Origin of the sequence: Pseudomonas sp. GM80 (genome assembly GCF_000282515.1) — a bacterium.
GTDB lineage: Bacteria > Pseudomonadota > Gammaproteobacteria > Pseudomonadales > Pseudomonadaceae > Aquipseudomonas.
This window is the reverse complement of record NZ_AKJD01000068.1, coordinates 14,522-38,173: the sequence shown is the minus strand read 5'-3', so window position 1 is coordinate 38,173 and position 23,652 is coordinate 14,522. Positions and strand designations below refer to the sequence as shown.

Genomic DNA, 23,652 nt, shown 5'->3' with positions numbered 1-23,652 from the left:
GCGATCTTTTGATCTTCAAAAACAACATCAAAAGATCGCAGCCTGCGGCAGCTCCTACAGCGGATCAATGCACTTCTTCGAGGTCGTCGTGCAGCAGGCCGAAGATCTGCCGTTTCATGTCGATGAACGAGCGCTCCATGACCATGTCCAGCGAGCGCGGGCGTTCGATCGGCACGTCGAGAATCTGTTTGATCCGCCCCGGTTTTGCGCCCATCACATACACCCGGTCGCCGAGCAGGATGGCTTCATCGATGTCGTGAGTGACGAACAACACGGTCTTCTTGCTGTTGCCCCACACCCGCAGCAACAGTTGCTGCATCTGTAAACGCGTCTGGCTGTCCAGCGCGCCGAACGGTTCGTCCATCAACAGAATCTGCGGATCATTGGCCAGCGCCCGGGCAATCGCCACGCGCTGCATCATCCCGCCCGACAACTGCTTGGCGTAGTTGTCGGCGAACCCGGCGAGGCCGACTTCGTTGACGTAGTAATCGACAATCTCCTTGCGCCGCGCCGCCGGCATGCCGCGCCGTTTCAACCCGAACTCGACGTTCTGGCGCACCGTCAGCCACGGGAACAGTGTGTAGCTCTGAAAGACCATGCCGCGATCCGCGCCCGGCCCCTGCACTTGCTGGCCACCGACATAGATTTCGCCGGAGGTCGGCTCGGCCAAGCCTGCGGTCAAATAAAGCAGGCTGGATTTACCGCAACCCGAAGGCCCGACCAGCACCGCAAACTGCTGATCCGGCACCTCGAACGAGACCTCTTCCAGCGCGGTAAACGTGCCGCCGTCGGGCTTCTTGTAACGCAGGCTGACCTTGTCCACCTGCAAGCGCGGCGCCGCTTGCGCAGGCGCGGCAACGGATTCGATATAACGATGATTGGCAGCAGTCACTGAGCCCATGCGGCAACCCTCAGGCGGAGAAAGCGGAACAGTTGATCGGTGACCAGACCGAGCAGGCCGATGATCGCGATGGCGAGGAAAATCACATCCACCTGAAAACCGCGCATGGCTTTCAGGCTCAGGTAACCCAAACCGCTGGACGCGGCGACCAGTTCCGCCACCACCAGATACGTCCAGGCCCAGCCCATGGTCACCCGCAAAGTATCGAGCACGCCCGGCACCGAGGCCGGCGCGATCACATGCAACACCGCATCCCGGCGGCTGGAGCCCAAGGTGTAGGACGCGTTGATCAAATCCTTGGAAATGCCTTTCGATACGTCGGCGATCATCACCAGTTGCTGGAAGAACACGCCGAAGATAATCACCGAAACGCGCTGCTCCAGACCGATGCCGATCCACAAAATGAACAGCGGCACGAACGAGGTCACCGGCAGGTAACGAATGAAGTTCACCAGCGGTTCAAGGAATGCCTGAACGATGCGGAAGCTGCCCATCAGCAACCCCAACGGCACCGCCACCAGCGACGACACGATGAAGCCGACCATCACCACTTCGACACTGGCCCACACATGTGTGCCGAGCGTGCCGTCGCGGCTCAGGCGCACGGCGGCTTCAACCACCGCGCCCGGCGTCGGCAAAAACATGCCGGGCACGATGCCGCCATAAGAAAGTCCGGCCCACAGACCGACCAACAACACCCAGGCCAGAGCGCTGGCGCTCCACACCACTTGCACCGGCAACGCGGTTTTCGGCGTAAGGCTGCGGCTCAGCCACGAATTGCGCTTGAACATTGCAGACCTCCTAAAGCGGGCTGACGAAACGGTTGTCGACCAGATCGTCGTTGCTGACGTTGTAAGGCTTGCCCTGCAATTCGCTGGCGGTTTCGTTGGCCAGTTTGATCAGCGGCGCGCTGTCGCCCGGTTTGCCCGGTGAACCCAGCAGTTTCTCGCTCATCGCCTGATCGTAAAAACGCACGCCCTGCGCAGCGGCGGCCAGTTCCTTCGGATCGGAGAGGTAGCCGCCGACGCCTTTGGCCATGATTTTGTAAGCGTCTTCCGGATGATCCTTGGTGTACTGCACGGCTTTGTACAAACCGGCGACCAGCGCTTTGACGTCTTCCGGTTGCTTGTCGATGACGCTGCAATTGAGCGCGACCACGTCGACGATCACCCCGGGGGTGCTGCTGCTGTCGATCAGCACTTTGCCTTGCTGCTTGTCGCGGACCATCGACAGGTGCGGTTCCCAGGTCACGGCGGCGGGCACGCGACCGGCGATGAACGCGGTGGCGGCATCGTCAGCGGTCATGTTCTGCACGGTGATGTCGCTCATGCTCATGCCGTTCTTTTTCAGCAGGTACGAGAGCCAGAATTGCGAGGTCGAACCCTCGTTGACTGCCACGGATTTGCCCTTGAGTTCTTGCAGGCTCTTGACGTCCTTGCCGACCAGCACGCCGTCGCCGCCATGGCTGTCATCCAGCGCCGCGACCGCTTTGAAGCAGAACTGCGGACGGTACTTGAGCACTTCATCGATGGTCGACGCCGAGCCGGACAATTGCCCGGACGCCTGCGCGGCCATGTACATCGACGCCTCTTCGACCACCGGCAATTCGACGGTCAAACCGTTTTCCTTGAAGTAGCCCAGATCCTGAGCCAGATAAAGCGTGCCGTAACCGACCCACGTGGTGTGGCCGATGGACAGGGTGCCGGCCTGGGCGCTGGTCGCGACCGTGGCGGCAAGGGCGGTGATTGCCAGAGGGTGAGTGAGACGGAGACACAAGGACTTGATCATGGAGCACTCCCGACGCTGTTGATTTAGTTTTGTCATGGGCAGTACGGTCGCCGGCCGTTGTGCAGTTGCTGCTGTTGGTCTCTCGCGGACGCTTGGGCAGACAACATTCGGCTGGCGGGCAAGATCGATGGTGGGCCATGTGCGCGGTGAGGAAAATCAGGAAATTGTTGGCTGCAAATGATGAAAAAACTGGGTAGTGCGCACTGCTATAGGGCGGGGATTGCAGGGGTGCGCGAGGTGAGTGCAGATTGGGGGTTTTCGGCGAGTGGAAGAATGTCATCGCTGGCAAGCCAGCTCCCACAGTGATACCCGATGTACTTCGGATTTTTGGGCAACATTGAACCTGTAGGAGTGAGCCTGCTCGCGATAGCGTCAGGTCAGTCGATAATTTGTTGACAGACCCACCGCTATCGCGAGCAGGCTCACTCCTACAGGGATCTCGGGTGTGGCTGGATTTCATGCACACCGCGAAAACCTGTGGGAGCTGGCTTGCCAGCGATGGCGGCGACTCGGTCTCAGCGCAACTGGAACCAGGTGGTTTTCAGCTGGGTGTATTTATCGAACGAATGCAGCGACAGATCACGGCCAAAACCGGACTGCTTGCCGCCGCCAAACGGCACCGTCACATCCAGCGCATCCACCGTGTTGACCGATACCGTGCCCGCGCGCAACCGCCGCGCCACGCGATGGGCGCGGTTCAGGTCATCGGTCCACAGCGACGCCGCCAGACCGTACACACTGTCATTGGCCAACCTGATCGCCTCTTCCTCACTGTCGAACGGCATCACCGCCAGCACCGGCCCGAACACCTCTTCCCAAAACAACGGCATGTCGGCTGTTACGTCGGTAAAAATCGTCGGTTCAATAAAATTATCCGACCCGTTAAACCGCCGCTGCTGCCCGCCACAAATCCGCGTCGCACCCGACTGCTCGGCACTGCGAATAAAACCCATGATGCTCGCCGTTTGCTTGCTATCGACAATCGCCCCCGCGCTGCTCTGCGGATCCAGCGGATCGCCCGGCAACCAGCGTTCAGCCTGCGCTTTCAGCCGTTCAACAAACTCATCATGAATCGAACGCTCCACCAGCAACCGCGAGTTGGCCGAGCAGACTTCGCCCTGGTTGAAGAAGATCCCGAACGCGGCTTTTTCCGCCGCCAGATCGAGATCCTGGCAATCGGCGAACACCAGATTGGCACTCTTGCCGCCGCACTCCAGCCACACCTGCTTGAGGTTCGACTGCGCGGAATATTCCATGAAATATTTGCCGACCTGCGTCGAGCCGGTGAACACCAGACAATCGACGTCCGCGTGCAAACCCAACGCCCTGCCAGTCTGCTCGCCAAGACCCGGCAACACGTTGAGCACACCCGCCGGCAACCCTGCTTCCAGCGCCAGCTCACCCAGTCGCAACGCCGAAAACGGCGACTGCTCCGCCGGTTTTAAAATCACCGAATTACCCGCTGCCAACGCCGGGGCGAGTTTCCAAGCGGCCATGTCCAACGGGAAATTCCACGGCACTACCGCCGCAACCACACCGAGCGCTTCGCGAGTAATCGTCGCCAATACATTCGGTGCACTGGGCGCGACTTGGTCGTAGAGCTTGTCGATGGCTTCAGCGTACCAACGGAACACCCCGGCAGCGCCCGGCACGTCGATGTTGTAGGCGTCCATCACTGGTTTGCCCATGTTCAGCGAGTCGAGCAAGGCCAGTTCTTCGCGATGGGTCATCAGCAAATCCGCCAAGCGCAGCAACACTTGCTTGCGCTCGGCGGGCGGGCGTTGCGACCAAGTGCCCGCCTCAAACACTTGCCGCGCATTACGCACTGCCACATCGACATCTTCCTCGCCACATGCAGCGACATTCGCCAGGCATTGCCCAGTCGCCGGATTAATCGCGGCAAAGGTCTGCCCCGATTGCGCGGCGCAATGTTTGCCGTCGATCACGGCTTGATCGGGAAATTTCAATGCAACGGCGCGGCGCTGCCACTCTGCAAGCTCGAACACGACGGATGCTCCTGAGACATTATTGTGCCTCGATGGTCGCTCACGCCCGCGCGGGCTAAAAATAGTAAAAATGTCTTCGCAGGCAATAAAAACACTGGGCAACCACTTCCCCCAAACATCGCGCAGGTGGCTATGGTTGAAGGATAAAAACATCGTCGTGCAACGGACGTGGCGGCGCACAAATTGCTTTGAAGTCGAGTCCGCTCGTCCTGAGGTTTGCCGTGGCCGCCTACAATTTGCGTCAGTTGAAATACTTCATCACCACCGTTGAATGCGGCAGCGTTGCCGAAGCCTCGCGCAAGCTGTACATCGCGCAACCGGCGATTTCCACCGCGATCAAAGGTCTGGAAGACAGCTTCGGCGTGCAACTGCTGATCCGTCATCACGCCCAAGGCGTGTCGCTGACGCCCAGCGGTGCGCGGTTCTTTCGCAAGTCTCAAGAATTGCTGCGCATGGCCAAGGAGTTCGAGCAGAACGCCCTCGCCGACAACGACGTGGTCGCTGGGCAAATCGATATTGGCTGTTTCGAAACGGTTGCGCCGTTGTACCTGCCGCAGTTGATCGCCGGGTTTTCGGCGCTGTATCCGGGAGTGAAAATCCGCATCCGCGACGGCGAGCAGCAGGAACTGGTGCAAGGCCTGACGTCAGGCACGTTTGATCTGGTCATTCTCTATGAACATGAACTCGACGCGACCATTCAGACCGAACCGCTGATGCCCGCGCAACGACCCTATGCGCTATTGCCGGCGGATCATCGCTTTGCTCAGTACAAGCAGGTTTCGCTGCGCGATCTGTGTCTGGAACCGATGATCCTGCTCGACGTGCAACCGAGCCGAACCTACTTCGTCAGCCTGTTCGAAGAGCTGGGGCTGACCCCACGCATCGAGTTCAGCTCGCCATCGATCGAGATGGTGCGCGGGATGGTCGGCCAGGGTTTCGGGTTTTCGATTCTGGTGACCAAACCGCATTCGGAATGCACCTACGACGGCAAGAAAGTCGTGTGCGTGGACATCGTCGAGGACGTCACCGGTTCAGGCTTGGTGGCGGCATGGCTCAAGCGAGGGCAGTTGACCAAACCGGCGCAGTTGTTCGCTGATTATTGCCGCGAACAACTGACGGCCAAGACGCACCCTTGACAGCAAAAGATCGCAGCCTTCGGCAGCTCCTACATGGGATTGATTTTGCTCATGTAGGAGCTGCCGCAGGCTGCGATCTTTTGACCTTCACGTACCACGCGGTTTGGCCCGCGCAGTCGCCTCGGCCACCAACGGATCATCCGGCCAATAATGCTTCGGATAGCGTCCCTTCAAATCCTTCTTCACCTCGGCATAAGTGCTGCGCCAGAAGTTGGCCAGATCCTGCGTCACCTGCACCGGTCGCCGCGCTGGCGACAGCAGATGCAACTTGACCACCTGGCGCCCGCCGGCAATCCGTGGCGTATCCGCCAGCCCGAACAACTCCTGCAAACGCACCGCGAGAATCGGCGGAAACTCGCTGTAGTCCAGACGAATCGACGACCCCGACGGCACGCTCAAATGATGCGGCGCCAGCTCATCGAGCTTTTGCGGCAGCGGCCATGGCAGCAGGTTACGCACGATGCTCGAAAGATCCAGATTGGCAAAATGGCTGAGCCGCGAGACCTTGCCCAGATAAGGCATCAGCCAATCTTCGAGGGTGTTGAGCAACGTCGCATCGCTGACGTCCGGCCACTGACTGTCGTTTTGATTAGTCAGATCAAGTTGCCGCAACAGCGCCACTCGCGCCTGCCACTGACGCAACTCTGGCGTCCACGGCAGCAGCTCCAGACCTTTGCGTCGCACCAGATTCACCAGCGCCTGACTGCGCGCATTTTCGTCGAGACCGGTCAGCGGCTCGCGGCTGAGAATCAGCTCGCCGACCTTGCGCTGACGCTCGGCGCGCAGCACGCCTTCGCGCTCGTCCCAGTCCAGTTGATCGACGTTGCGCACTTGTTCGGCGAGCACGGAATCGAACAGCGCCGGATCGAAATCCGCTGCCAGATAAATCCGCTCTTCGCGCTGGCCCTGACGGCTGCCGAGGTCAGCGATGACGATCCACGGTTCTTTCATCAGGCTGTCGGCTTCGGCGAACAGCGCCGCGCGACCGTTGGCCAGACGGTATTCGGCACCGCCGGCACGCCGTTGTTGCGCGACGCGATCGGGATAGGCCAGTGCCAACAAAGCGCCGAGCCAGCGTGGATGATCGGGATCGCTGACCGGCTCGCTCGCCTTGCCGCGCAAATATCCGCGATATTGCCGCGCCAGTTGCCGGGCGCGTTGCACACCGCCCTGCGCACCACGGGCGGCGCGTTCTTCGCCGGACAGCAGCACCAGGCGACTGTGCAAATCCGCGCCGGCGCCGCGCAAGATATCGCGCTCGCCGAGCAACGCGGCAACATCGCACGCCATGTTGGCCAAACCCAACGCCTGACCGCGCAACAATAAATGACCGATGCGCGGATGCGCGGGCAACTCAGCCATGGCCTGACCGTGAGAAGTCAGCGCCTCGCCTTCCAGCGCTCCGAGTCGTTGCAGCAAATCCTGCGCCTGGGCGTAAGCCGCCGCTGGCGGAACGTCGAGCCAGACCAGTTCGCCCGGCGTCACGCCCCAACGTCCCAATTGCAGCGCAAGACTGGCGAGATCCGCCGAAAGAATTTCCGCACTGCCATACGCCGCCAATTGCTCGTGCTGATCCTGCGACCACAAGCGATAACAAACGCCCGGCTCCAGGCGCCCCGCACGGCCCGCACGCTGAGTGGCGCTGGCCTTGGAAATCCGCTGAGTGTCGAGGCGCGTCATGCCGCTGCCGGGATCGAAACGCGGCACCCGCGCCAACCCGGCATCGATCACCACGCGCACGCCGTTGATGGTCAGACTGGTTTCGGCAATGTTGGTCGCCAGCACCACTTTGCGCTGACCGGGCGGCGCCGGATCAATCGCCGCGCGTTGCGCATTGAGGTCGAGTTCGCCGTGCAATGGGCACAGCAACACATCGCTGCGCTCACCGATCGCGTCGGCCAACTGTTGATGCACGCGACGAATTTCCGCCTGTCCCGGCAGAAACACCAAGACGCTGCCGGTTTCATCGTGCAGCGCTTCGAGCACGGTTTGCGTAACACGCTGATCAATGTATTCGCCGGGCTGAAACGGTCGGCCCCAGCGCATCGTCACCGGGTACATGCGGCCTTCGCTGCGCAGGATCGGCGCGTCATCGAGCAACCCGGCCAGACGCTCGCCTTCGAGGGTGGCCGACATCAGCAGAATCTTCAGCGGCTGTTCAGCTCGAAACAGCTCGCGACCGTTCAGACTCAGGGCCAGCGCCAGATCGGCATCAAGACTGCGTTCGTGGAATTCGTCGAAGATCAGCAGGCCGACGCCTTCGAGCGCCGGATCATCTTGCAAACGCCGGGTGAGAATGCCTTCGGTGACCACTTCGATGCGTGTGTTGGGGCCAACCTTGCTGTCGAGTCGAATGCGATAACCGACGGTTTCCCCGACCTTCTCGCCCAACTCGCTGGCCAGCCGTTCAGCGGCTGCCCGCGCGGCGAGGCGGCGCGGTTCGAGCATCAGAATGGTCTGCCCGGCCAGCCACGCTTCATTGAGCAACGCCAACGGCACGCGGGTGGTTTTACCGGCGCCGGGCGGTGCTTCGAGCACGGCTTCATGGCGAGTCGCCAAGGCTTCACGCAGGGCGGGTAAAACTTCATCGATCGGCAAAGAATTCATGCTGGCTCCCCAGGGCGTGCCCACAGTAAATTGCGAGTCGCGTTAAAGCTGTGAGCGTGCCAGGCAAGGCGCGGGACGCAGGTAAGGGTCGTTTCCTTGCCAAGTCCCGCAACGCAGCATGGCGCGCTCACAGCTTTAGCCCGGAGGGCCGAACCCCGACAGGATTCATTAGCCTTCACGCGGTGTCGATCTGGAGAAAACAACTTCAATCCTCAACGTATTTCGGTAGGGGTGAGACGAGGCCGCAATTTACTGTGGGCACGCCCTGCCAGCGGCGAGTATAACGGCGAACTGCAAGGCGTTCGTCAGGGTCTTAACTTCACTCGACGACTCTTCGTTCTTAGATCAATCAGGAGATTTCCCATGCGCTTACCTTTTCGCCTGATCGGCGGTGTACTGGTCGCCACCCTGCTCACGCAAATCACGGCGTGCGGTTCGATTTTCTATCCGGATCGTCGCGGTCAGATTGACGGCAAAGTCGACCCGGCGATTGCCGTGCTCGACGCCGTAGGCCTGCTGTTCTACATCATCCCCGGTCTGATCGCGTTTGCCGTCGACTTCGCCACCGGTGCGATCTATTTCGAACCAGGCCACACCGCGCAGATCGATCCGGCCAAACTCAAACAAGCCATCGGCCCGGACGGTCAGGTCGATAACCACAAGTTGCAGGCTATTCTCGAAAGCGAGCTGGGCAAGGACTTCCCTCTGGATGACCCGCGCCTGATTCAACACAAGGGCAGCACGCAACAACTGGCGATGTTCGGCCTGCAACCGGCCGCTTAAAAAGGAAACGCAATGACCTCCAGCCCCGAACACGCTCGCCTGCTCAGGCTGGCGACCCGCGCCTCGGTGGCGGTCGCCTGCACGCTGATCGTCGCCAAAGCCATCGCCTGGTGGCTGAGTGGTTCGGTGAGCATGCTCGCCGGCCTCACCGACTCGGCGCTGGATGGCATCACCTCGATGCTTAATTTGCTGGCTGTGCATTACGCGCTGCGTCCGGCGGATGACGATCACCGTTACGGTCACGGCAAGGCGGAATCGCTGGCGGGCATGGCGCAGGCGTTGTTCATCGGTGGCAGTGCAGTGTTGATCGCGTTTCAGGCGTACGAACGGTTGCATGATCCGCAGCCGCTTGGCGCGCCATGGCTGAGCATCGGTGTGATCGTGTTTTCGCTGCTGCTGACGGCGGCGCTGCTGGTGTTGCAGCATCGGGTGATCAAGCAGACCGGCTCCAATGCCGTGCGCGCGGACTCGCTGCACTATCGCTCGGACATGTTGCTCAACGGCAGCATTCTGATCGCGCTGATCCTCGCCGGATTCGGGTTTGAACAACTGGATGCGTGGTTCGGTCTGGGGATTGCTGCGTACATTCTGTGGAGCGCGATCCAGATCGCCCGGGAAAGTTTTTCGGTGCTGATGGATGAGGAACTGCCGACGGACGTCAGTCAGCACATGCTGGAACTGGCCTGCGGTGTGCCGGGCGTATTGGGCGCGCATGACTTGCGCACGCGGATCTCCGGCAACCACTGGTTCGTGCAGTTGCACCTGGAATTGCCAGGAGAATTGACCCTGTCAGTGGCGCACGGCATCAGCGATCAAGCCGCCGATGCCATTCACAAAGCCTACCCGCGCGCCGAAGTGCTGGTGCACGCCGATCCGCAAGAAGTGGTGCAGGCCGCTAGGGCTCAGTAACTGACCTGATAACCGCGACTGCTCAGGCAATTGCCCTGAGCTTGTCGGTACGCCTGAACCACTTCGGGCGCCGGTTGATAAGTCGCGGTGCGCGGGTCGAAACCGCTTTGCTGCACGGCGTACTGATAGCACTGATAACCATCCTGCTGCACCTGCTCTGGCGATTGGCCGTTGGCCGGATAGGCTTCGACGTCATAGCCCTGGGATTGCGGCTGCGGCTGTTGCTGCACGGGCGGCTCGACGACTACGTAATCCTGCGTTGCTTCCTGATACGCGTAGTAGGAACCGGCGGCAAGGAACAACAGCGAACCACCGATCCACACTTCACGGGCGTAATCCGGCAAATACTGGATGCGAATCCCGCGCGGCGGTTGCACGACGATGTAGCGTGGGCCTTGCGGGCGATACCAGTAGCCGCCGGAGAAGAAGTAATCCTGGCCACGATACGGCACGCGATAATCGCGATCCGGGAAGCGGTCGATCACATGCCCCGGCCGGTATTGCGGGCCAGGGCCCCAACCGTTGCCATGCCCGTCGGGACGACCCGGCCAGCGATTGTCATTGGGCCGGTTGTTGGTCTGCCAATGCTGATTGTTGTAGCCGTTTTGCGGACGCTCGTCGCGGTAGTAACCCTGGCGCGGTTCCTGGGTCTGGCGCACCGCGTCGGGCCGTGGCTGGATCGGCAGGCTGTTGGCCGGCAATTGCGGCGGTGGTGGCGGTTGACGCACCGGGTTGGGGTTGTAGGCCGGGCGGTTCTGGTCGTGGTTTTGCCATTGACCATTGTTATTGTGCTGCTGGCCGTTGTGCTCGAACTGGCGGCTGTTGTCGCCACGAATGATTTCGTTGTTCTGCGGGCGCGGTTGATTCTGCTGCGGCGGTTGATTGTTCTGCGGACGCGGCTGCTGATTATTGCCGCCATGCCCCTGATTGTTGCCCTGATGTTCCGGCCCGCGTCCGCCGTTACCGTTGCCATTCGGACTGCGGCTCTCGGGATCATCGGCAAGTGCTTGCGCACTGACGCTCACACACAGCAAACCAACACCGGCCAGACGCCAGATGCGCGACTTCATGCTTTTTTTCACTGCGGGGCCTGTAAATGTAAGAGGACTTGTAGCTAAGACCGGGAATACACACACCGGGTTCTGCAACAGGTTATCAGTCGCGCAACTTATTTATTGAGCGCCGCCACATGAAATCGCAGGCAAGAAAAAAGGGAGACCCGTCGGCCTCCCTTTAGAGAACTTCGTCCTGGCTCGACGCTTTTGACGTCGGCTCACCTCACGCCGTCTTCTGGACAGTGTGCAGCTCGGGGGCCGGCACAACCCCGGTGGGGGTGGCGGCCGCGGCAGGCCGGATAGGGCGGGCCGCGTGGACTGTGTTACCGAGCAGTGATTCTGGTGATAAGAATAGGCCTGAGGCCGCGATAGAGGATTGCGAAGATTGCTGAAATAAACACCACTTGCGCAATTTTTAACCCTGGATAGATAATCCGCCGCAATAGTTACAACCAAGGACAGATTGATGAGCAAACTCGACCGTTACGACCTGAGTATTTTGGCGGAATTGCAGCGCGACGCCCGCATCTCCAACCAGGAATTGGCCGAGCGCATCGGTCTGTCGCCCTCGCCTTGTTCGCGTCGGGTCAAGCAACTGGAAGACGACGGCTATATTTCGCGCCAGGTCGCGTTGCTTGATCGCAAGATGCTCGGGCTGAGCCTGACAGCGTATGTACTGATCGGCATGGATCGGCACACGCCGGAGCGCTTCGAGAATTTCGAGGCGGCGATTCGCACGTTGCCGCAGGTGTTGGAGTGCAGCCTGGTCACGGGTGTGGATGCCGATTACCAGTTGAAAGTGGTGGTGCCGGACATGGATCACTATCAGAAGTTGTTGCTGGGGCACCTCACCCGCATCGAAGGCGTGACCAGCGTGCGCTCAAGTTTTGTGCTGAACCAAGTCCTAAACAGCACCGAACTGCCCCTCACCCACCTGCGCAACTGAACACCTCCCTGTAGGAGCTGACGAGTGAAACGAGGCTGCGATCTTTTGATCTTTCAAAGCCAGATCAAAAGATCGCAGCCTTCGGCAGCTCCTACAGAGCGCTTTTGTGGCGAGGGGATTTATCCCCGTTCCAGTGCGCAGCACTGGCAGGATTGGTTGCAGATGAATGACCGCGGCACACCGACACAGGTCAATGCCCCGCCATCCGCCCTTGGCGTATACTCGCCGCGCCCTTTTAGCCGCGTGCGCGCCGGAGATGCCCAATGGATCCAGCCTTATTAGAAGAGTGGATGATGACCGGACTGGTCAGCATCCTGATCATTTTCATGGGTTTCATCGTCTGGGATCTGGCGAAGAAGTCCAAGGCCGGGCGCTTTGGCTCGTTCATTCTGTTTTTCGTGCTGGGCCTGGGCGTGGCCGCGTTCATCATTAAAAGTGTGGTGATCGGCCTGATCGAATCTGGCGCTTTATAAGCGCGCCGGCACTTCTTTCCACTGGCCCTGATCGAGCCCTTCGATCGACCAGTCGCCAATCTTCACCCGCACCAGGCGCAACGTCGGCAACCCGACCGCTGCGGTCATGCGCCGTACCTGACGGTTGCGCCCTTCGCGAATCACCAGTTCCAGCCACGACGTCGGTATGGTCGCGCGAAAGCGCACCGGCGGGTTGCGCGGCCACAGCTCAGGTTCATCCAGTTGCCGCGCTTCGGCGGGCAAGGTCATGCCGTCATTCAACTCGACGCCATCACGCAGACGCTGCAACTGCTCGGCCGTCGGTACGCCTTCGACCTGCACCCAATAGGTCTTCGCCAATTTGTGTTTCGGATCGGCGATGCGCGCCTGCAACTGGCCGTCATTGGTCAGCAGCAACAAGCCTTCGCTGTCACGATCAAGGCGTCCGGCCGGGTAGATGCCGGGCACATCGATGAAATCCTTGAGCGTCGCCCGCCCTTCGCCGTCGCTGAATTGCGTCAGCACATCGAACGGTTTGTTGAACAGGATCAGTTTCGGCTCGGCCGGTGGCGCCTTGGCAACACGGCGCGGCGAAGACGACTGAGGCTTCGCGCCAGGGCGGCGGGAAGGTGGACGCGGGGGACGAGACATAGGGAGAGCAAACATTTAGCGATCAGGGCTGACAATGCTAGTGCCCCGACCGCCAAATGACCACGACTAACCGTTAACGGAACGGCGGTTCGTCGAAGCTGCGCAGTTTGCGCGAGTGCAGCGAGTTGAGTTCAGTGCGCAGCAGATCGACCGCTTCAATGCCGATCTTCAAGTGCTGGCTGACCGCGCGCTCGTAAAACGCGTTGGCCGAACCCGGCAGTTTGATTTCGCTATGCAGCGGTTTGTCCGAAACACACAACAACGTGCCGTACGGTACGCGCAAGCGGTAACCCTGCGCGGCAATCGTGCCGCTTTCCATGTCCACCGCGACGGCGCGAGACAGGTTGATCAACGGTCGTTCCTGCGCCCATCGCAATTCCCAGTTACGGTCGTCGTAAGTCAGCACAGTGCCGGTGCGCAGGCGTTTTTTCAGATCGTCGCCCTTCTCACCGGTGACGTTCGCCGCTGCCTGTTGCAGCGCCATCTGCACTTCGGCCAGTGCCGGGATCGGAATGTTCGGCGGTACCACGCGATCAAGAATGCCATCGCGACGCATATACGCGTGGGCCAGCACGTAGTCGCCAATGGTCTGCGACTGACGCAAACCACCGCAGTGACCGATCATCAGCCAGCAGTGCGGACGCAGCACGGCGAGGTGGTCGGTGATGTTCTTGGCGTTAGACGGGCCGACGCCGATGTTGACCAGCGTCACGCCGTGGCCATCGTTGGCGATCAGGTGATACGCCGGCATCTGGTAACGGTGCCAGACCACACCCGCCGCGATTGCCGAGGCTTCGCCGTGATCCATGCTCTTTTCGATGATCACGTTGCCGGGCAAGACCATGCGCACGAAACGCGGGTCGCTGCGCAACTGCTCCAGACCATGGACGATGAACTGGTCGACGTAGCGGTGATAGTTGGTCAGCAGGATCCACGGCTGCACATGGCGCCAGTCGCTGCCGGTGTAGTGCACCAGACGACGCAGGGAGAAATCCACGCGCGCCGCATCGAACAAGGCCAGCGGCAGCGGATCGGTGTTTTCCCAATCGTAGAGACCGTCGGCGATGCCATCGGTGGCGGCGGACAGGTCGGTGCTCGGAAACACCCGCGCCAGCACGGCAGCGGTGACGCCGGAACCGGCGAGTTCATCGCCCTGCTCGACCACGTACGGATATGGAATGTTTTGCTGGCTGACGCCGACTTCCACAGTCACGGTGAAGTCGTGCATCAACGGCACCAGCTGTTCAAGCAGGTATTTGCGGAACGCCGCCGGGTGGGTGACGGTGACGCTGTAAGTGCCCGGCAGTTGCACCTTGGCGTAAGCGCGGGTGGTCTGCGGGACTTCGCCCTGGCAGTGATAGGTCAGACGCAGTTCGGGATAACGAAACAGAGCACGCTGCGCGGCGTCGGGCTCGACGCGATCTTTCAGGTAACGCTTGAGCGCCGAGTTCAGCGCAGTGGTGGCCCGCTCATGCAACTCGGCGAGACGATCCACGGCTTGTTCGGCGGTTTGAACAACAATAAACGCTTCGGTCACGATCAGCTTCCTGTGTTCTGACTTGCAGAGCTTCATCTTGCCTGCATCGTGGCGTCACGGGAACAGTGGCATGTTGGCAACCGCACAATATAAGCGCCACCCCAATCCCTGTAGGAGCTGCCGAAGGCTGCGATCTTTTGATCTTGTTGTTTATAAGATCAAAAGATCGCAGCCTTCGGCCGCTCCTACAGGGTATTTGTGTGGGGTCAGAGGGCTTGGGGGGTTGAGCGGGCGACAAGGGCTTCGATGTCGAGGCCGCGTGGCAAGGCGCCGTAGACGCGGCCGCCAGCGCTCAGGCGACTGGCGATGAAGGCATCGCTGACGGCTGAGTTTCCGGCCTCCAACAGGAGCTTGGCCTGCAAACCAAGCGCGATGTCTTCGGTCAGTTGCCGCGCCCGAAACTGAATGTCACTGGTGTCCTTGAACTGCGCCTGCAACTGCTGAATATGCGCAGCCAGCCGCTTGTCGCCGTGGCCATCTCCGAGTTCGCTGAACAACACATCCAGCACGCCCGGTTCTTTCGACAACGCCCGCAGCACATCCAGACACTGCACATTCCCCGAACCTTCCCACGTCGAGTTCACCGGCGCCTCGCGATACAGACGCGGCAGGATGCTCTCTTCGACATACCCGGCGCCGCCCATGCATTCCGCCGCTTCGTTGATCATCCCCGGCGCGCGTTTACAGATCCAATATTTGCCCACCGCCGTTACCAGTCGCGCGAATTGCGCTTCGTGGCGATCATCCAGATGATCCAGCGCCTTGCCCATGCGCAAGCTCAGGGCCAGTGCAGCTTCACTTTCCAGCGCCAGATCGGCCAGCACGTTTTGCATCAGTGGCTGCTCGCTGAGCAGTTTGCCGCCGACCTTGCGGTGCGCGCAGTGATGGCTGGCCTGGGTCAGCGCCTGGCGCATCAGCGAACTGGAACCGACCATGCAATCAAAACGGGTCATCGCGACCATCTCGATAATGGTCGGCACACCGCGCCCTTCTTCGCCGACCATCCACGCCAGCGCGCCACGAAATTCCACTTCGCTGGAGGCGTTGGACTGGTTACCGAGTTTGTTTTTCAGGCGCTGAATATAGAACTGATTGCGCGTGTCGTCCGGACGATGGCGCGGCAGCAGGAAACAGCTCAAACCTTTGTCGGTCTGCGCCAGCGTCAGGAATGCATCGCACATCGGTGCCGAGCAGAACCACTTGTGCCCGACCAGTTCATACGCCTCGCCCGGGCCACTGGCGCCGACCGGATAAGCCTTGGTGGTGTTGGCGCGCACGTCGGTGCCGCCCTGTTTTTCGGTCATCGCCATGCCAATGGTCACGCCAGGCTTGTGCGCCATGCCGACGTTGCGCGGATCGTATTCGGTGGCGAGGACTTTCGGCAGCCATTGCTCAACCAGGTTCGGCTGCAAACGCAGGGCCGGCACGCTGGCGAAGGTCATGGTCAATGGGCAACCGCTGCCCGCCTCAGCCTGGCTGTGCAGATAGCTCATCGAGGCGCGGGCAACATGCGCGCCGTCCTGGGGATGGGTCCATGGCAGCGAGGTCAAACCATGCTCGATCGCCGTGCGCATGAGCTCGTGATAAGCCGGATGAAACTCCACCAGATCGATGCGATGGCCGTAACGATCGTGGCTGACAAATACGGGTTTGTTCTGATTGGCGAGGAACCCGGCTTCCATCAACGGCCCACCGGCCAATGCGCCGTAGGCATCGATCCGCGACTCGGCCCAACCGGCGCCAAACCTGCGCGACCACTCCTGCAACGGCAGGTCGATGCGGTACAGGTTGGTGCCGTCCAGCGACGGCGGCTGGTTGGTCACTTCGTGGGTTTCGGCGAACTGATGCAGGTTCATGACGGGGCTCCTTGAATCAACCGGAAAGGTCAGTTAAGCACCGCCCCAAGGTTGATCAAAGTGTCATAAACGCCGAATTGGCGGCGCTTTTACCCTGTCAGCAGCACAACACACGCCGTTCAAGGGCGGCCTGCAGCTCTTCGAATTTCACCGGTTTGTTCAGGTAATCGATCACCGTACCGGTTGCGCAAAGCTCTCGATCCGCGTTCAACGCCAACATGAACACCGGCAAATTGGCACACCCCGGCAGCGCATGGATCTGGCAGCACAGTGATGCACCTTCATGGCTCGGCATCTGGCAATCGATCAGCACCGCATCGACGGTCTCACGTTGCAGGCAATCGAGCGCCGCCGCGCCATTGTCGGCGGTGCGCACGCGGAAACCGAGCTTGAGCAACATGCCGCGCATGACCAGTTGGTTGACGCTGTTGTCGTCCACCAGCAACACCGTGCAGTCCTGCGGCGCGCGAACGCAATCACGGCCAGACACCAGCGTTGGCGCTGGCTCAACCACCGGCAATTCAAACTCGACATCCAGCTGGAAGCGGCTGCCGCTGCCGGGCTCGGAACGGTGGGTGAGCTTGCCGCCGAGCAACTCCACCAGTTGTCGGCAGATCGCCAGCCCCACACCGAGGCCGCCGTATTCGCGAGTCATCGAACCGTCGAGCTGGAAGAAGCGCTGGTACATCGTCGCCTCGCCCAGATCGGTGAAACCGATGCCGGTGTCGATCACCGCAAACGACAGCGCCAGACGATTACCGGTCGACGGTTTGCCGGTGACGCGCAATGCTAGACCGCCGACGCGGGTGAACTTGATCGCGTTATCCAGCAGGCATTCCAGGCACTGCGCGAGTTTAGCGCTGTCGCCGTGCAGGCGATCCGGCAAGGTCGGCAACACGTCGACTTTGAAGTCCAGCGACTTGCTCGAGGCATTGCCGTCGAATTGCACACGCAACGATTCGACCACGCCACGCAGGCTGAAACTGCCCGGCGCGGCCTTGAGTTTGCCGGCCTGCAACTCGGTGAGGGTGAGGATGCCGTTGACCATGCGCATCATGTCGCGGGCGGAACCGGCGGCAGTCTGCTGGTATTGCTCAAGCTCCGGGTCCATCGCGACCGTCTGCATCAGTTCCAGCGAACCGATCACGCCGTTCATCGGCGTGCGCAGCTCGTGGGTCAGGGTCGCGAGGAATTCATCCTTGAGCTTGTTGCTGTGGGCCAGTTGCTGGTTGAGCACTTCGAGTTTCTGCCCGGCGTCGTACAGCGTCTGCGCCTGCTGCTCGCGCATCGCGTTGATGCGGTCGGCCAGCGCCAGCGACAGCAGCGCCACTTCGATGGCCGAACCGATCTGGCTGGCGTACATGGTCAGGAATACGTTGGGCAGCAGGCCCAGCACCATCAGCGTATTGATGATGCCGCCCAGCAGGAAGGCCGACCAGGCGATGATGAAGTAGCGCGCCACGCGCAGCCCCCGCCACCAGGCCATGATCCCGGCGGCGAAAATCACCACGGTGAAGGTCAGCGCCAGCGTCGTCGCCAGACGCAAGGCCAGGGCGTAACTGGTCATCAGCGACAGGCCGATGACCAGCGCACCAAACGCAATCAGTCCGATCAGCAAGCGATCCAGCCCGCGACTGTGGGTTTTGGTCTGCAGGAAGCTGCGCGCGAACTGGCTGCCGAAAAGGCCAGCGCAACCGATAAAGAATGGCGTGGAGGCGTTGGTCCACCACGGGTTGTCCGGCCAGAAATACTCGGCCGCCGCGCCGTTCACCGACAGCTGATACAGGCCGAACGAGGCGATGTAGAAGATGTAATAGAGGTAACTGGTGTCGCGCACGCTGAGATAGATGAACAGGTTGTAGACCAGCATCCCCAGCAACACGCCGTAAATGATGCCCAGCACATACAGGCGCACCGGCTGATCTTCGAGATACGCAGTGCTCGACCACAAGGTGACCGGTGCCTGGATCGAGCCTTCGCTGGCCAGTCGCAGGTAAACGGTTTGTTGCTGATCGGGCTCGAAGGCCAGATCGAACAGGTAATTGTTCTGGCGAATCTCGCGACTGGCGAACGGCAAGGCGTCGCCGGTCTGGCGGGCCAGGCGATAGTTGCCAGTGGCGTCGGGCAGGTACAAGTCGAGGTGGTCGAGCGGTGGATACGCCAACTCCAGCAGCCAGGTGCGCTGGGCCTCGGGATTGCTCGGGCGGTAATGCAGGTCGATCTTCAGCCAGAACGCCGAGCGCGAGTAACCGGCATTGAGCGTGGCTTTATCGTGGGCTTTGAAATTACCGGCAGCGGCCTGCGCACGGACATCGGCAATGCTCGCCTGACCGCTTGGGTCTTCGAACACTTGCAGCGACCGGCCCAGAGGGAGGCTCTGGGTAAATTCGTCGAATTCGACGGCGCTCGCCATGAAGGGCAAGCAGAACAGCAACATCAGCAAATAGCGCATTGAAGCCCCAGCGTGGCTCGTCCGGTTGTGTCAGGAAGCCCCCCCATTCCCTTTGAGTAGACGTAAAACCGGTATTACCTGTTATTGGTTTGGATCCAGACTAGCATAGCCGTTGATGGCCATTGAGCACCATTGAAATTTTTCCTACAAAGGCTCTAGCACGGGCGTTCCAGAGCAAAGCAGCGGGCTAGAGCTGTTGGGTTGGTCAGCTCACTACAACAACCTCTTTGATAGGTGATCAATTGTGGCGAGGGGATTTATCCCCGTTGGGCTGCGAAGCGGCCCCAAACCCTGCAATCCGGTTCTTTCTGACACACCTCGCGGGATGGACTTGCGACTGCTTCGCAGCCGAACGGGGATAAATCCCCTCGCCACAGTTATGGGTTCATCCGGTGCTGCAGCGTTGTCCGACAATCTGCTCGCAAACACCGTCAGGACTGAACCCGAAAATCAGCTTTGGTGGTAAGCTCGCGCACCATGAATATCTACAGCTCCCGCCCCGTTGTCCTCTGTCTCTCCGGCCACGACCCAAGTGGTGGCGCCGGCTTGCAGGCAGATATCGAAGCCCTGCTCGCGCAGGGTTGCCATGCGGCTCCGGCCGTCACCGCGCTGACCGTGCAAGACACCGTCAACGTCGCTGACTTCCGCGTCCTCGACCGTGAGTGGGTGTTGGCCCAGGCCAATGCCGTGCTCAACGACTCCGAAGTCGCCGCGGTCAAACTGGGCATGCTCGGTTCGCTGGAAATGGTCGACACCGTTGTCGAACTGCTCTCGGCGCACCCGCACTTGCCGGTGGTCTGCGACCCGGTGCTGCGCGCCGGTGGCGGCGGTCGCCTGGGCAAGGACGAGGTTGGCTATGCGATGCGCGAGCGTCTACTGCCGCTGTCGATCATTGCCACCCCTAACCTTCCTGAAGCGCGCATCCTCGCCGAACTGCCCGAAGGCACTGCGGACGAATGCGCTGAAAAACTCCTGCCGTTCGTCAAAAACCTGCTGATCACCGGCGGCCACGGCGACGAAACTGAAATCCATAACCGCGTGTACAGCCGCGACGGCCTGCGTGAAACCTTTATCTGCCAGCGTCTGCCGGGCAGCTATCACGGTTCCGGATGCACATTGGCCAGCGCATTGGCCGGTCGACTGGCGCAAGGCGAACACCTCGCCAGCGCTGTGCGCAGTGCACTGGATTACACCTGGCGCACCCTGCGCGATGCCGAACAACTGGGCAAAGGCCAGTTCGTCCCGCGTCGCCTGCCGCTGGATTTCTGCTCGTAACGTCGTGAGGTCTGCCCGATGAAACTACGTGGCCTGTATGCCATTACCGACAGCGAATTGCTGGCCGGCAAGTTTCTCTCTTACGTGGAGGCGGCGCTGGAAGGCGGCGTCACCCTGCTGCAATACCGCGACAAGAGCAACGACGAGGCCCGCCGCCTGCGTGAGGCCGAAGCGTTGCGCGATCTGTGCGAGCGCTACAAGACGCAACTGATCATCAACGATGATGCTGAACTGGCGGCGCGCCTCAACGTCGGCGTGCACCTCGGCCAGACCGACGGCCCGTTGTCGCCGACCCGCGCCCTGCTCGGTTCAAAAGCGATCATCGGCTCGACCTGCCACGCGCAAATCGCGCTGGCCGAACAAGCCGCCAAAGAAGGTGCGAGTTACGTCGCCTTTGGTCGCTTCTTCAATTCCAACACCAAGCCCGGCGCACCGACCTGCAGCCTCGATCTGCTCGACGAAGCCAAACGCACTCTGCACCTGCCGATCTGCGCGATTGGCGGCATCAGCCTCGACAACGCCGCGCCGCTGGTGGCCCACGGGGTCGACCTGCTCGCCGTGGTTCACGGTTTGTTCGGTGCCGAGAGCACCGCCGAAGTGACCCGCCGCGCCCGCGCGTTCAACGAATTGTTCAAATCCTGAAGATTGAGAGCCCGATCATGTCTCGTTCCGAAACCCTGTTTGCCAACGCCCAGAAACACATTCCCGGTGGCGTGAACTCGCCAGTCCGCGCATTCAAGAGCGTGGGCGGCACGCCGCTGTTCTTCAAGCACGCTGAAGGCGCTTACGTCACTGATGAAGACGACAAGCGTTATGTCGATTACGTCGGTTCGTGGGGCCCGATGATCCTCGGCCACAGCCACCCGGACGTGCTCGACGCGGTGCGCAATCAGCTGCAACACGGCTTGTCGTACGGCGCGCCGACCGCGATGGAAACCGAGATGGCCGACCTGGTCTGCTCGCTGGTGCCATCGATGGACATGGTGCGCATGGTCAGCTCCGGCACCGAAGCGACCATGAGCGCAATCCGTCTGGCCCGTGGTTACACCGGCCGCGACAGCATCATCAAGTTCGAAGGCTGCTACCACGGTCACTCCGACAGTCTGCTGGTCAAGGCCGGTTCCGGCGCACTGACCCAAGGCGTACCGAGCTCGGCCGGTGTGCCGGCGGCGTTTGCCAAACACACCCTGACGCTGCCGTTCAACGACATCGACGCCGTTGAAAAAATGCTCGCCGAAGTGGGCGAGGAAGTGGCGTGCATCATCGTTGAGCCGGTAGCCGGCAACATGAACTGCGTGCCACCAGCGCCGGGCTTCCTCGAAGGCCTGCGTTCGCTGTGCGACAAACATGGCGTGGTGCTGATTTTCGACGAGGTGATGACCGGTTTCCGCGTTGCCCTCGGCGGTGCTCAGGCTTACTACGGCGTAAACCCTGACCTGACTACTTTCGGCAAGATCATCGGTGGCGGCATGCCGGTCGGCTGCTTCGGCGGCAAGCGTGAAATCATGGAGCGCATCGCGCCGCTGGGCCCGGTGTATCAGGCCGGCACGCTGTCGGGTAACCCGCTGGCCATGGCCGCCGGTTTGACCACGTTGCGTTTGATCAGCCGTCCGGGTTTCCACGCCGAGCTGACCGACTACACCACGCGCTTGCTCGACGGTCTGCAACAACGTGCCGATGCCGCTGGCATTCCGTTCGTGACCACTCAGGCCGGCGGCATGTTCGGTCTGTACTTCAGCGGTGCCGACGACATCGTCACCTTTGAAGACGTGATGGCCAGCGACGCGGCGCTGTTCGGGCGCTTCTTCCACCTGATGCTGGAAGGTGGCGTGTACCTGGCACCGAGCGCCTTTGAAGCCGGTTTCACCTCGATCGCTCACGGCGACGCCGAGTTGCAACTGACGCTGGACGCTGCGGAACGCGCCTTCGCTGCACTGAAGTAATTGCCGTACCGCTGACGTTGGCTATGACCAGCGTCAGCTTTCACCTACATCCCCATGGTTTTTCCGACGCTCTGCTAAAAATCTTCCATAAAGTGGGCGATATATTCCCCGCGCAGCAGAAAAACGAGTAAAGACTTTGTAAGGTTGGCCCTGCTTATTTCATAATGCGCGCTTATTGGATCCCTCGATGGGTCCGCGTGCCCTTCAGAGGTAAGTCGATTCCCATGAACCGCACCGGCCGCACCCTTGCCTTGGGCTGCCTGTTGCTCCTTCAGCCCCTGCTCGCGCATGCACAAGCAGGCGGCAACTCGTTGTTGATCCCGGCGATGGGTCGTTGCACCCTCAATACTCAGCCGCAAGACGTCACGCAGGCACTGGCCGCCTGCCAGAAAGCGGCGGACGAAGGGGATGCGCAAGCGCAATACGAGTTGGGTGAGTTCTACTACGACGGCAAAAATGCGCCGCGCGACCTCAATCAAGCCCTGAGCTATTTCGAAAAAGCCTCGTTGCAAGGCCACGCTCAGGCGCAATTCAAACTCGGCACGATGTTCTTCCACGGTGAAGGCGTGCAGGCCAACAACATTCAGGCGTATATCGTATTGAAGATGGCTGCGGTCAACGGCGCTGAAGATGCGCTGGATACGGCTGATGAAGTCTCTGAAAAAATGTCTCGCGAAGACCTTGAGACCGCCACGCAGGTGCTCGGGCAAATTTTCCGTAAATACCTGATGGAACTGCAGAGCGCCGATGGGCGTACGCCTTTCTCACCATTGCCTTGATGGGTGCGGTGACTAACTTGTGGTGAGGGGATTTATCCCCGACCGGCTGCGCAGCAGTCGCAAATCCATTCAATGAAGTGTGTCAGGAAGAACCTGATTGCAGGTTTTGGGGCCGCTTCGCAGCCCATCGGGGATAAATCCCCTCGCCACAAATTCATTCCAATCCAGGATCTGTTGTTACTTCTCAGGCATCGGCATCGGGAACGGCATCACATTGCCGACCGCACCGCGGGCTTCGCTGATTTTCGGGGTACCCAGACGTTCCACTTCGTCGATGCGTACGATCGAATGCATCGGCACAAAGCTGCGCACCACGCCTTCGAACTGCGCCTTGAGCTTTTCTTCGCTCGGGTCGACGACCACTTGCGTGCGCTCGCCAAAGACGAACTCTTCCACTTCCAGAAAGCCCCACAGATCACTTTGATAGATCTGCTTGGCGTACATTTCGAACACCTGGCCCTGGTTGAGGAAAATCACCTTATAGATTGGAGCTTCGCGTTTGGTCATGGCGGGGGGATAACATCGGGGATAAAAATGAGGGCGCAAACTATAGCATAGCCTCCGGGCGCACAGCGG

At 60.6% G+C, this 23,652-nt stretch carries 20 protein-coding genes; 9 read left to right on the top strand and 11 right to left on the bottom strand.

The features are described 5' to 3' along the window. Nucleotides 1–64: 64 nt before the first annotated feature. The 4 genes from PMI37_RS12135 to PMI37_RS12120 form a co-directional block, all read right to left on the bottom strand. A complete protein-coding gene (locus tag PMI37_RS12135; protein WP_008081111.1) occupies nt 65–901 on the bottom strand; it encodes an ABC transporter ATP-binding protein in 837 nt (278 codons plus the stop codon). After that, a complete protein-coding gene (locus PMI37_RS12130; protein ID WP_008081110.1) occupies nt 889–1,692 on the bottom strand; it encodes an ABC transporter permease in 804 nt (267 codons plus the stop codon). Before PMI37_RS12130 ends, PMI37_RS12135 begins: the two co-directional genes overlap by 13 nt. Before the next feature lie 10 nt (nt 1,693–1,702). Beyond that, the gene (locus tag PMI37_RS12125; protein WP_008081108.1) at nt 1,703–2,689 is read right to left on the bottom strand and encodes an ABC transporter substrate-binding protein; all 987 of its coding nucleotides are present in this window, start codon (nt 2,687–2,689) and stop codon (nt 1,703–1,705) included. A gap of 515 nt (nt 2,690–3,204) precedes the next feature. Next, complete coding sequence (locus PMI37_RS12120) at nt 3,205–4,695, bottom strand: aldehyde dehydrogenase (RefSeq protein ID WP_008081106.1); 1,491 nt, start codon at nt 4,693–4,695, stop codon at nt 3,205–3,207. A gap of 221 nt (nt 4,696–4,916) precedes the next feature. Between PMI37_RS12120 and PMI37_RS12115 the strand changes: the two genes are divergently transcribed. Continuing rightward, the gene (locus tag PMI37_RS12115; protein WP_008081103.1) at nt 4,917–5,831 is read left to right on the top strand and encodes a LysR family transcriptional regulator; all 915 of its coding nucleotides are present in this window, start codon (nt 4,917–4,919) and stop codon (nt 5,829–5,831) included. Nucleotides 5,832–5,918: 87 nt separating this feature from the next. On the opposite strand, the gene hrpB is transcribed toward PMI37_RS12115, so the two are convergent. Continuing rightward, complete coding sequence (gene hrpB, locus PMI37_RS12110; RefSeq protein ID WP_008081101.1) at nt 5,919–8,438, bottom strand: ATP-dependent helicase HrpB; 2,520 nt, start codon at nt 8,436–8,438, stop codon at nt 5,919–5,921. A 363-nt stretch (nt 8,439–8,801) separates the two neighbouring features. On the opposite strand from hrpB, the gene PMI37_RS12105 reads away from it, so the two are divergent. Both PMI37_RS12105 and PMI37_RS12100 read left to right on the top strand, forming a co-directional pair. Continuing rightward, on the top strand, nt 8,802–9,221 hold the full coding sequence (locus tag PMI37_RS12105) for a hypothetical protein (protein WP_008081098.1): 420 nt from the start codon (nt 8,802–8,804) through the stop codon (nt 9,219–9,221). Between the two features lie 12 nt (nt 9,222–9,233). Then, the gene (locus PMI37_RS12100) at nt 9,234–10,130 is read left to right on the top strand and encodes a cation diffusion facilitator family transporter (protein ID WP_008081096.1); all 897 of its coding nucleotides are present in this window, start codon (nt 9,234–9,236) and stop codon (nt 10,128–10,130) included. Here the strand turns inward: PMI37_RS12100 and PMI37_RS12095 are convergent. After that, nucleotides 10,124–11,200 (bottom strand): DUF6515 family protein, encoded by a 1,077-nt coding sequence (locus PMI37_RS12095; protein ID WP_008081094.1) that lies wholly within the window; start codon nt 11,198–11,200, stop codon nt 10,124–10,126. The two genes, PMI37_RS12100 and PMI37_RS12095, sit on opposite strands and share 7 nt — an antisense overlap. Before the next feature lie 451 nt (nt 11,201–11,651). Between PMI37_RS12095 and PMI37_RS12090 the strand changes: the two genes are divergently transcribed. After that, on the top strand, nt 11,652–12,131 hold the full coding sequence (locus PMI37_RS12090) for an Lrp/AsnC family transcriptional regulator (protein WP_008081091.1): 480 nt from the start codon (nt 11,652–11,654) through the stop codon (nt 12,129–12,131). Nucleotides 12,132–12,394: 263 nt separating this feature from the next. Further along, a complete protein-coding gene (locus PMI37_RS12085; RefSeq protein ID WP_007909655.1) occupies nt 12,395–12,604 on the top strand; it encodes a DUF2788 domain-containing protein in 210 nt (69 codons plus the stop codon). Here the strand turns inward: PMI37_RS12085 and PMI37_RS12080 are convergent. The 4 genes from PMI37_RS12080 to PMI37_RS12065 all read right to left on the bottom strand — a co-directional run bounded on the left by PMI37_RS12080 (nt 12,599) and on the right by PMI37_RS12065 (nt 19,079). Further along, nucleotides 12,599–13,234, bottom strand: a complete 636-nt coding sequence (locus PMI37_RS12080; protein ID WP_008081087.1) for a pseudouridine synthase — start codon at nt 13,232–13,234, stop codon at nt 12,599–12,601. The genes PMI37_RS12085 and PMI37_RS12080 overlap by 6 nt on opposite strands. Before the next feature lie 73 nt (nt 13,235–13,307). After that, complete coding sequence (gene amn, locus PMI37_RS12075; RefSeq protein ID WP_162130776.1) at nt 13,308–14,807, bottom strand: AMP nucleosidase; 1,500 nt, start codon at nt 14,805–14,807, stop codon at nt 13,308–13,310. 170 nt (nt 14,808–14,977) lie between these two features. After that, nucleotides 14,978–16,627 carry an acyl-CoA dehydrogenase family protein gene (locus PMI37_RS12070; RefSeq protein ID WP_008081082.1) on the bottom strand — a complete coding sequence of 550 codons (1,650 nt, stop codon included), beginning with the start codon at nt 16,625–16,627 and terminating at the stop codon, nt 14,978–14,980. 97 nt (nt 16,628–16,724) lie between these two features. Continuing rightward, nucleotides 16,725–19,079: a hybrid sensor histidine kinase/response regulator gene (locus PMI37_RS12065; RefSeq protein ID WP_008081081.1), complete on the bottom strand. Its 2,355-nt coding sequence runs from the start codon at nt 19,077–19,079 to the stop codon at nt 16,725–16,727. A gap of 477 nt (nt 19,080–19,556) precedes the next feature. Between PMI37_RS12065 and PMI37_RS12060 the strand changes: the two genes are divergently transcribed. The 4 genes from PMI37_RS12060 to PMI37_RS12045 all read left to right on the top strand — a co-directional run bounded on the left by PMI37_RS12060 (nt 19,557) and on the right by PMI37_RS12045 (nt 23,076). Next, the gene (locus PMI37_RS12060; protein WP_008081080.1) at nt 19,557–20,354 is read left to right on the top strand and encodes a hydroxymethylpyrimidine/phosphomethylpyrimidine kinase; all 798 of its coding nucleotides are present in this window, start codon (nt 19,557–19,559) and stop codon (nt 20,352–20,354) included. An 18-nt stretch (nt 20,355–20,372) separates the two neighbouring features. After that, nucleotides 20,373–20,996 (top strand): thiamine phosphate synthase, encoded by a 624-nt coding sequence (gene thiE, locus PMI37_RS12055; RefSeq protein WP_008081079.1) that lies wholly within the window; start codon nt 20,373–20,375, stop codon nt 20,994–20,996. 17 nt (nt 20,997–21,013) lie between these two features. After that, nucleotides 21,014–22,297 carry a glutamate-1-semialdehyde 2,1-aminomutase gene (hemL, locus tag PMI37_RS12050; protein WP_008081078.1) on the top strand — a complete coding sequence of 428 codons (1,284 nt, stop codon included), beginning with the start codon at nt 21,014–21,016 and terminating at the stop codon, nt 22,295–22,297. A gap of 224 nt (nt 22,298–22,521) precedes the next feature. Then, a complete protein-coding gene (locus PMI37_RS12045) occupies nt 22,522–23,076 on the top strand; it encodes a tetratricopeptide repeat protein (RefSeq protein WP_003228518.1) in 555 nt (184 codons plus the stop codon). A 177-nt stretch (nt 23,077–23,253) separates the two neighbouring features. On the opposite strand, the gene PMI37_RS12040 is transcribed toward PMI37_RS12045, so the two are convergent. Next, the gene (locus PMI37_RS12040) at nt 23,254–23,583 is read right to left on the bottom strand and encodes a DUF1820 family protein (RefSeq protein ID WP_003185742.1); all 330 of its coding nucleotides are present in this window, start codon (nt 23,581–23,583) and stop codon (nt 23,254–23,256) included. Between the last annotated feature and the right edge of the window lie 69 nt (nt 23,584–23,652).

What these genes read in the sequence shown, in the direction of transcription:
- PMI37_RS12090 (WP_008081091.1), top strand. Translation starts at nt 11,652, where the DNA reads ATGAGCAAACTCGACCGTTACGACCTGAGTATTTTGGCGGAATTGCAG.
- PMI37_RS12095 (WP_008081094.1), bottom strand. Translation starts at nt 11,200, where the DNA reads ATGAAGTCGCGCATCTGGCGTCTGGCCGGTGTTGGTTTGCTGTGTGTG.
- thiE (WP_008081079.1), top strand. Translation starts at nt 20,373, where the DNA reads ATGAAACTACGTGGCCTGTATGCCATTACCGACAGCGAATTGCTGGCC.
- PMI37_RS12070 (WP_008081082.1), bottom strand. Translation starts at nt 16,627, where the DNA reads ATGAACCTGCATCAGTTCGCCGAAACCCACGAAGTGACCAACCAGCCG.
- PMI37_RS12085 (WP_007909655.1), top strand. Translation starts at nt 12,395, where the DNA reads ATGGATCCAGCCTTATTAGAAGAGTGGATGATGACCGGACTGGTCAGC.
- PMI37_RS12060 (WP_008081080.1), top strand. Translation starts at nt 19,557, where the DNA reads ATGAATATCTACAGCTCCCGCCCCGTTGTCCTCTGTCTCTCCGGCCAC.
- PMI37_RS12105 (WP_008081098.1), top strand. Translation starts at nt 8,802, where the DNA reads ATGCGCTTACCTTTTCGCCTGATCGGCGGTGTACTGGTCGCCACCCTG.
- PMI37_RS12135 (WP_008081111.1), bottom strand. Translation starts at nt 901, where the DNA reads ATGGGCTCAGTGACTGCTGCCAATCATCGTTATATCGAATCCGTTGCC.
- PMI37_RS12125 (WP_008081108.1), bottom strand. Translation starts at nt 2,689, where the DNA reads ATGATCAAGTCCTTGTGTCTCCGTCTCACTCACCCTCTGGCAATCACC.
- amn (WP_162130776.1), bottom strand. Translation starts at nt 14,807, where the DNA reads ATGAAGCTCTGCAAGTCAGAACACAGGAAGCTGATCGTGACCGAAGCG.
- hemL (WP_008081078.1), top strand. Translation starts at nt 21,014, where the DNA reads ATGTCTCGTTCCGAAACCCTGTTTGCCAACGCCCAGAAACACATTCCC.
- PMI37_RS12045 (WP_003228518.1), top strand. Translation starts at nt 22,522, where the DNA reads ATGAACCGCACCGGCCGCACCCTTGCCTTGGGCTGCCTGTTGCTCCTT.
- PMI37_RS12100 (WP_008081096.1), top strand. Translation starts at nt 9,234, where the DNA reads ATGACCTCCAGCCCCGAACACGCTCGCCTGCTCAGGCTGGCGACCCGC.
- PMI37_RS12080 (WP_008081087.1), bottom strand. Translation starts at nt 13,234, where the DNA reads ATGTCTCGTCCCCCGCGTCCACCTTCCCGCCGCCCTGGCGCGAAGCCT.
- PMI37_RS12065 (WP_008081081.1), bottom strand. Translation starts at nt 19,079, where the DNA reads ATGCGCTATTTGCTGATGTTGCTGTTCTGCTTGCCCTTCATGGCGAGC.
- PMI37_RS12130 (WP_008081110.1), bottom strand. Translation starts at nt 1,692, where the DNA reads ATGTTCAAGCGCAATTCGTGGCTGAGCCGCAGCCTTACGCCGAAAACC.
- PMI37_RS12040 (WP_003185742.1), bottom strand. Translation starts at nt 23,583, where the DNA reads ATGACCAAACGCGAAGCTCCAATCTATAAGGTGATTTTCCTCAACCAG.
- hrpB (WP_008081101.1), bottom strand. Translation starts at nt 8,438, where the DNA reads ATGAATTCTTTGCCGATCGATGAAGTTTTACCCGCCCTGCGTGAAGCC.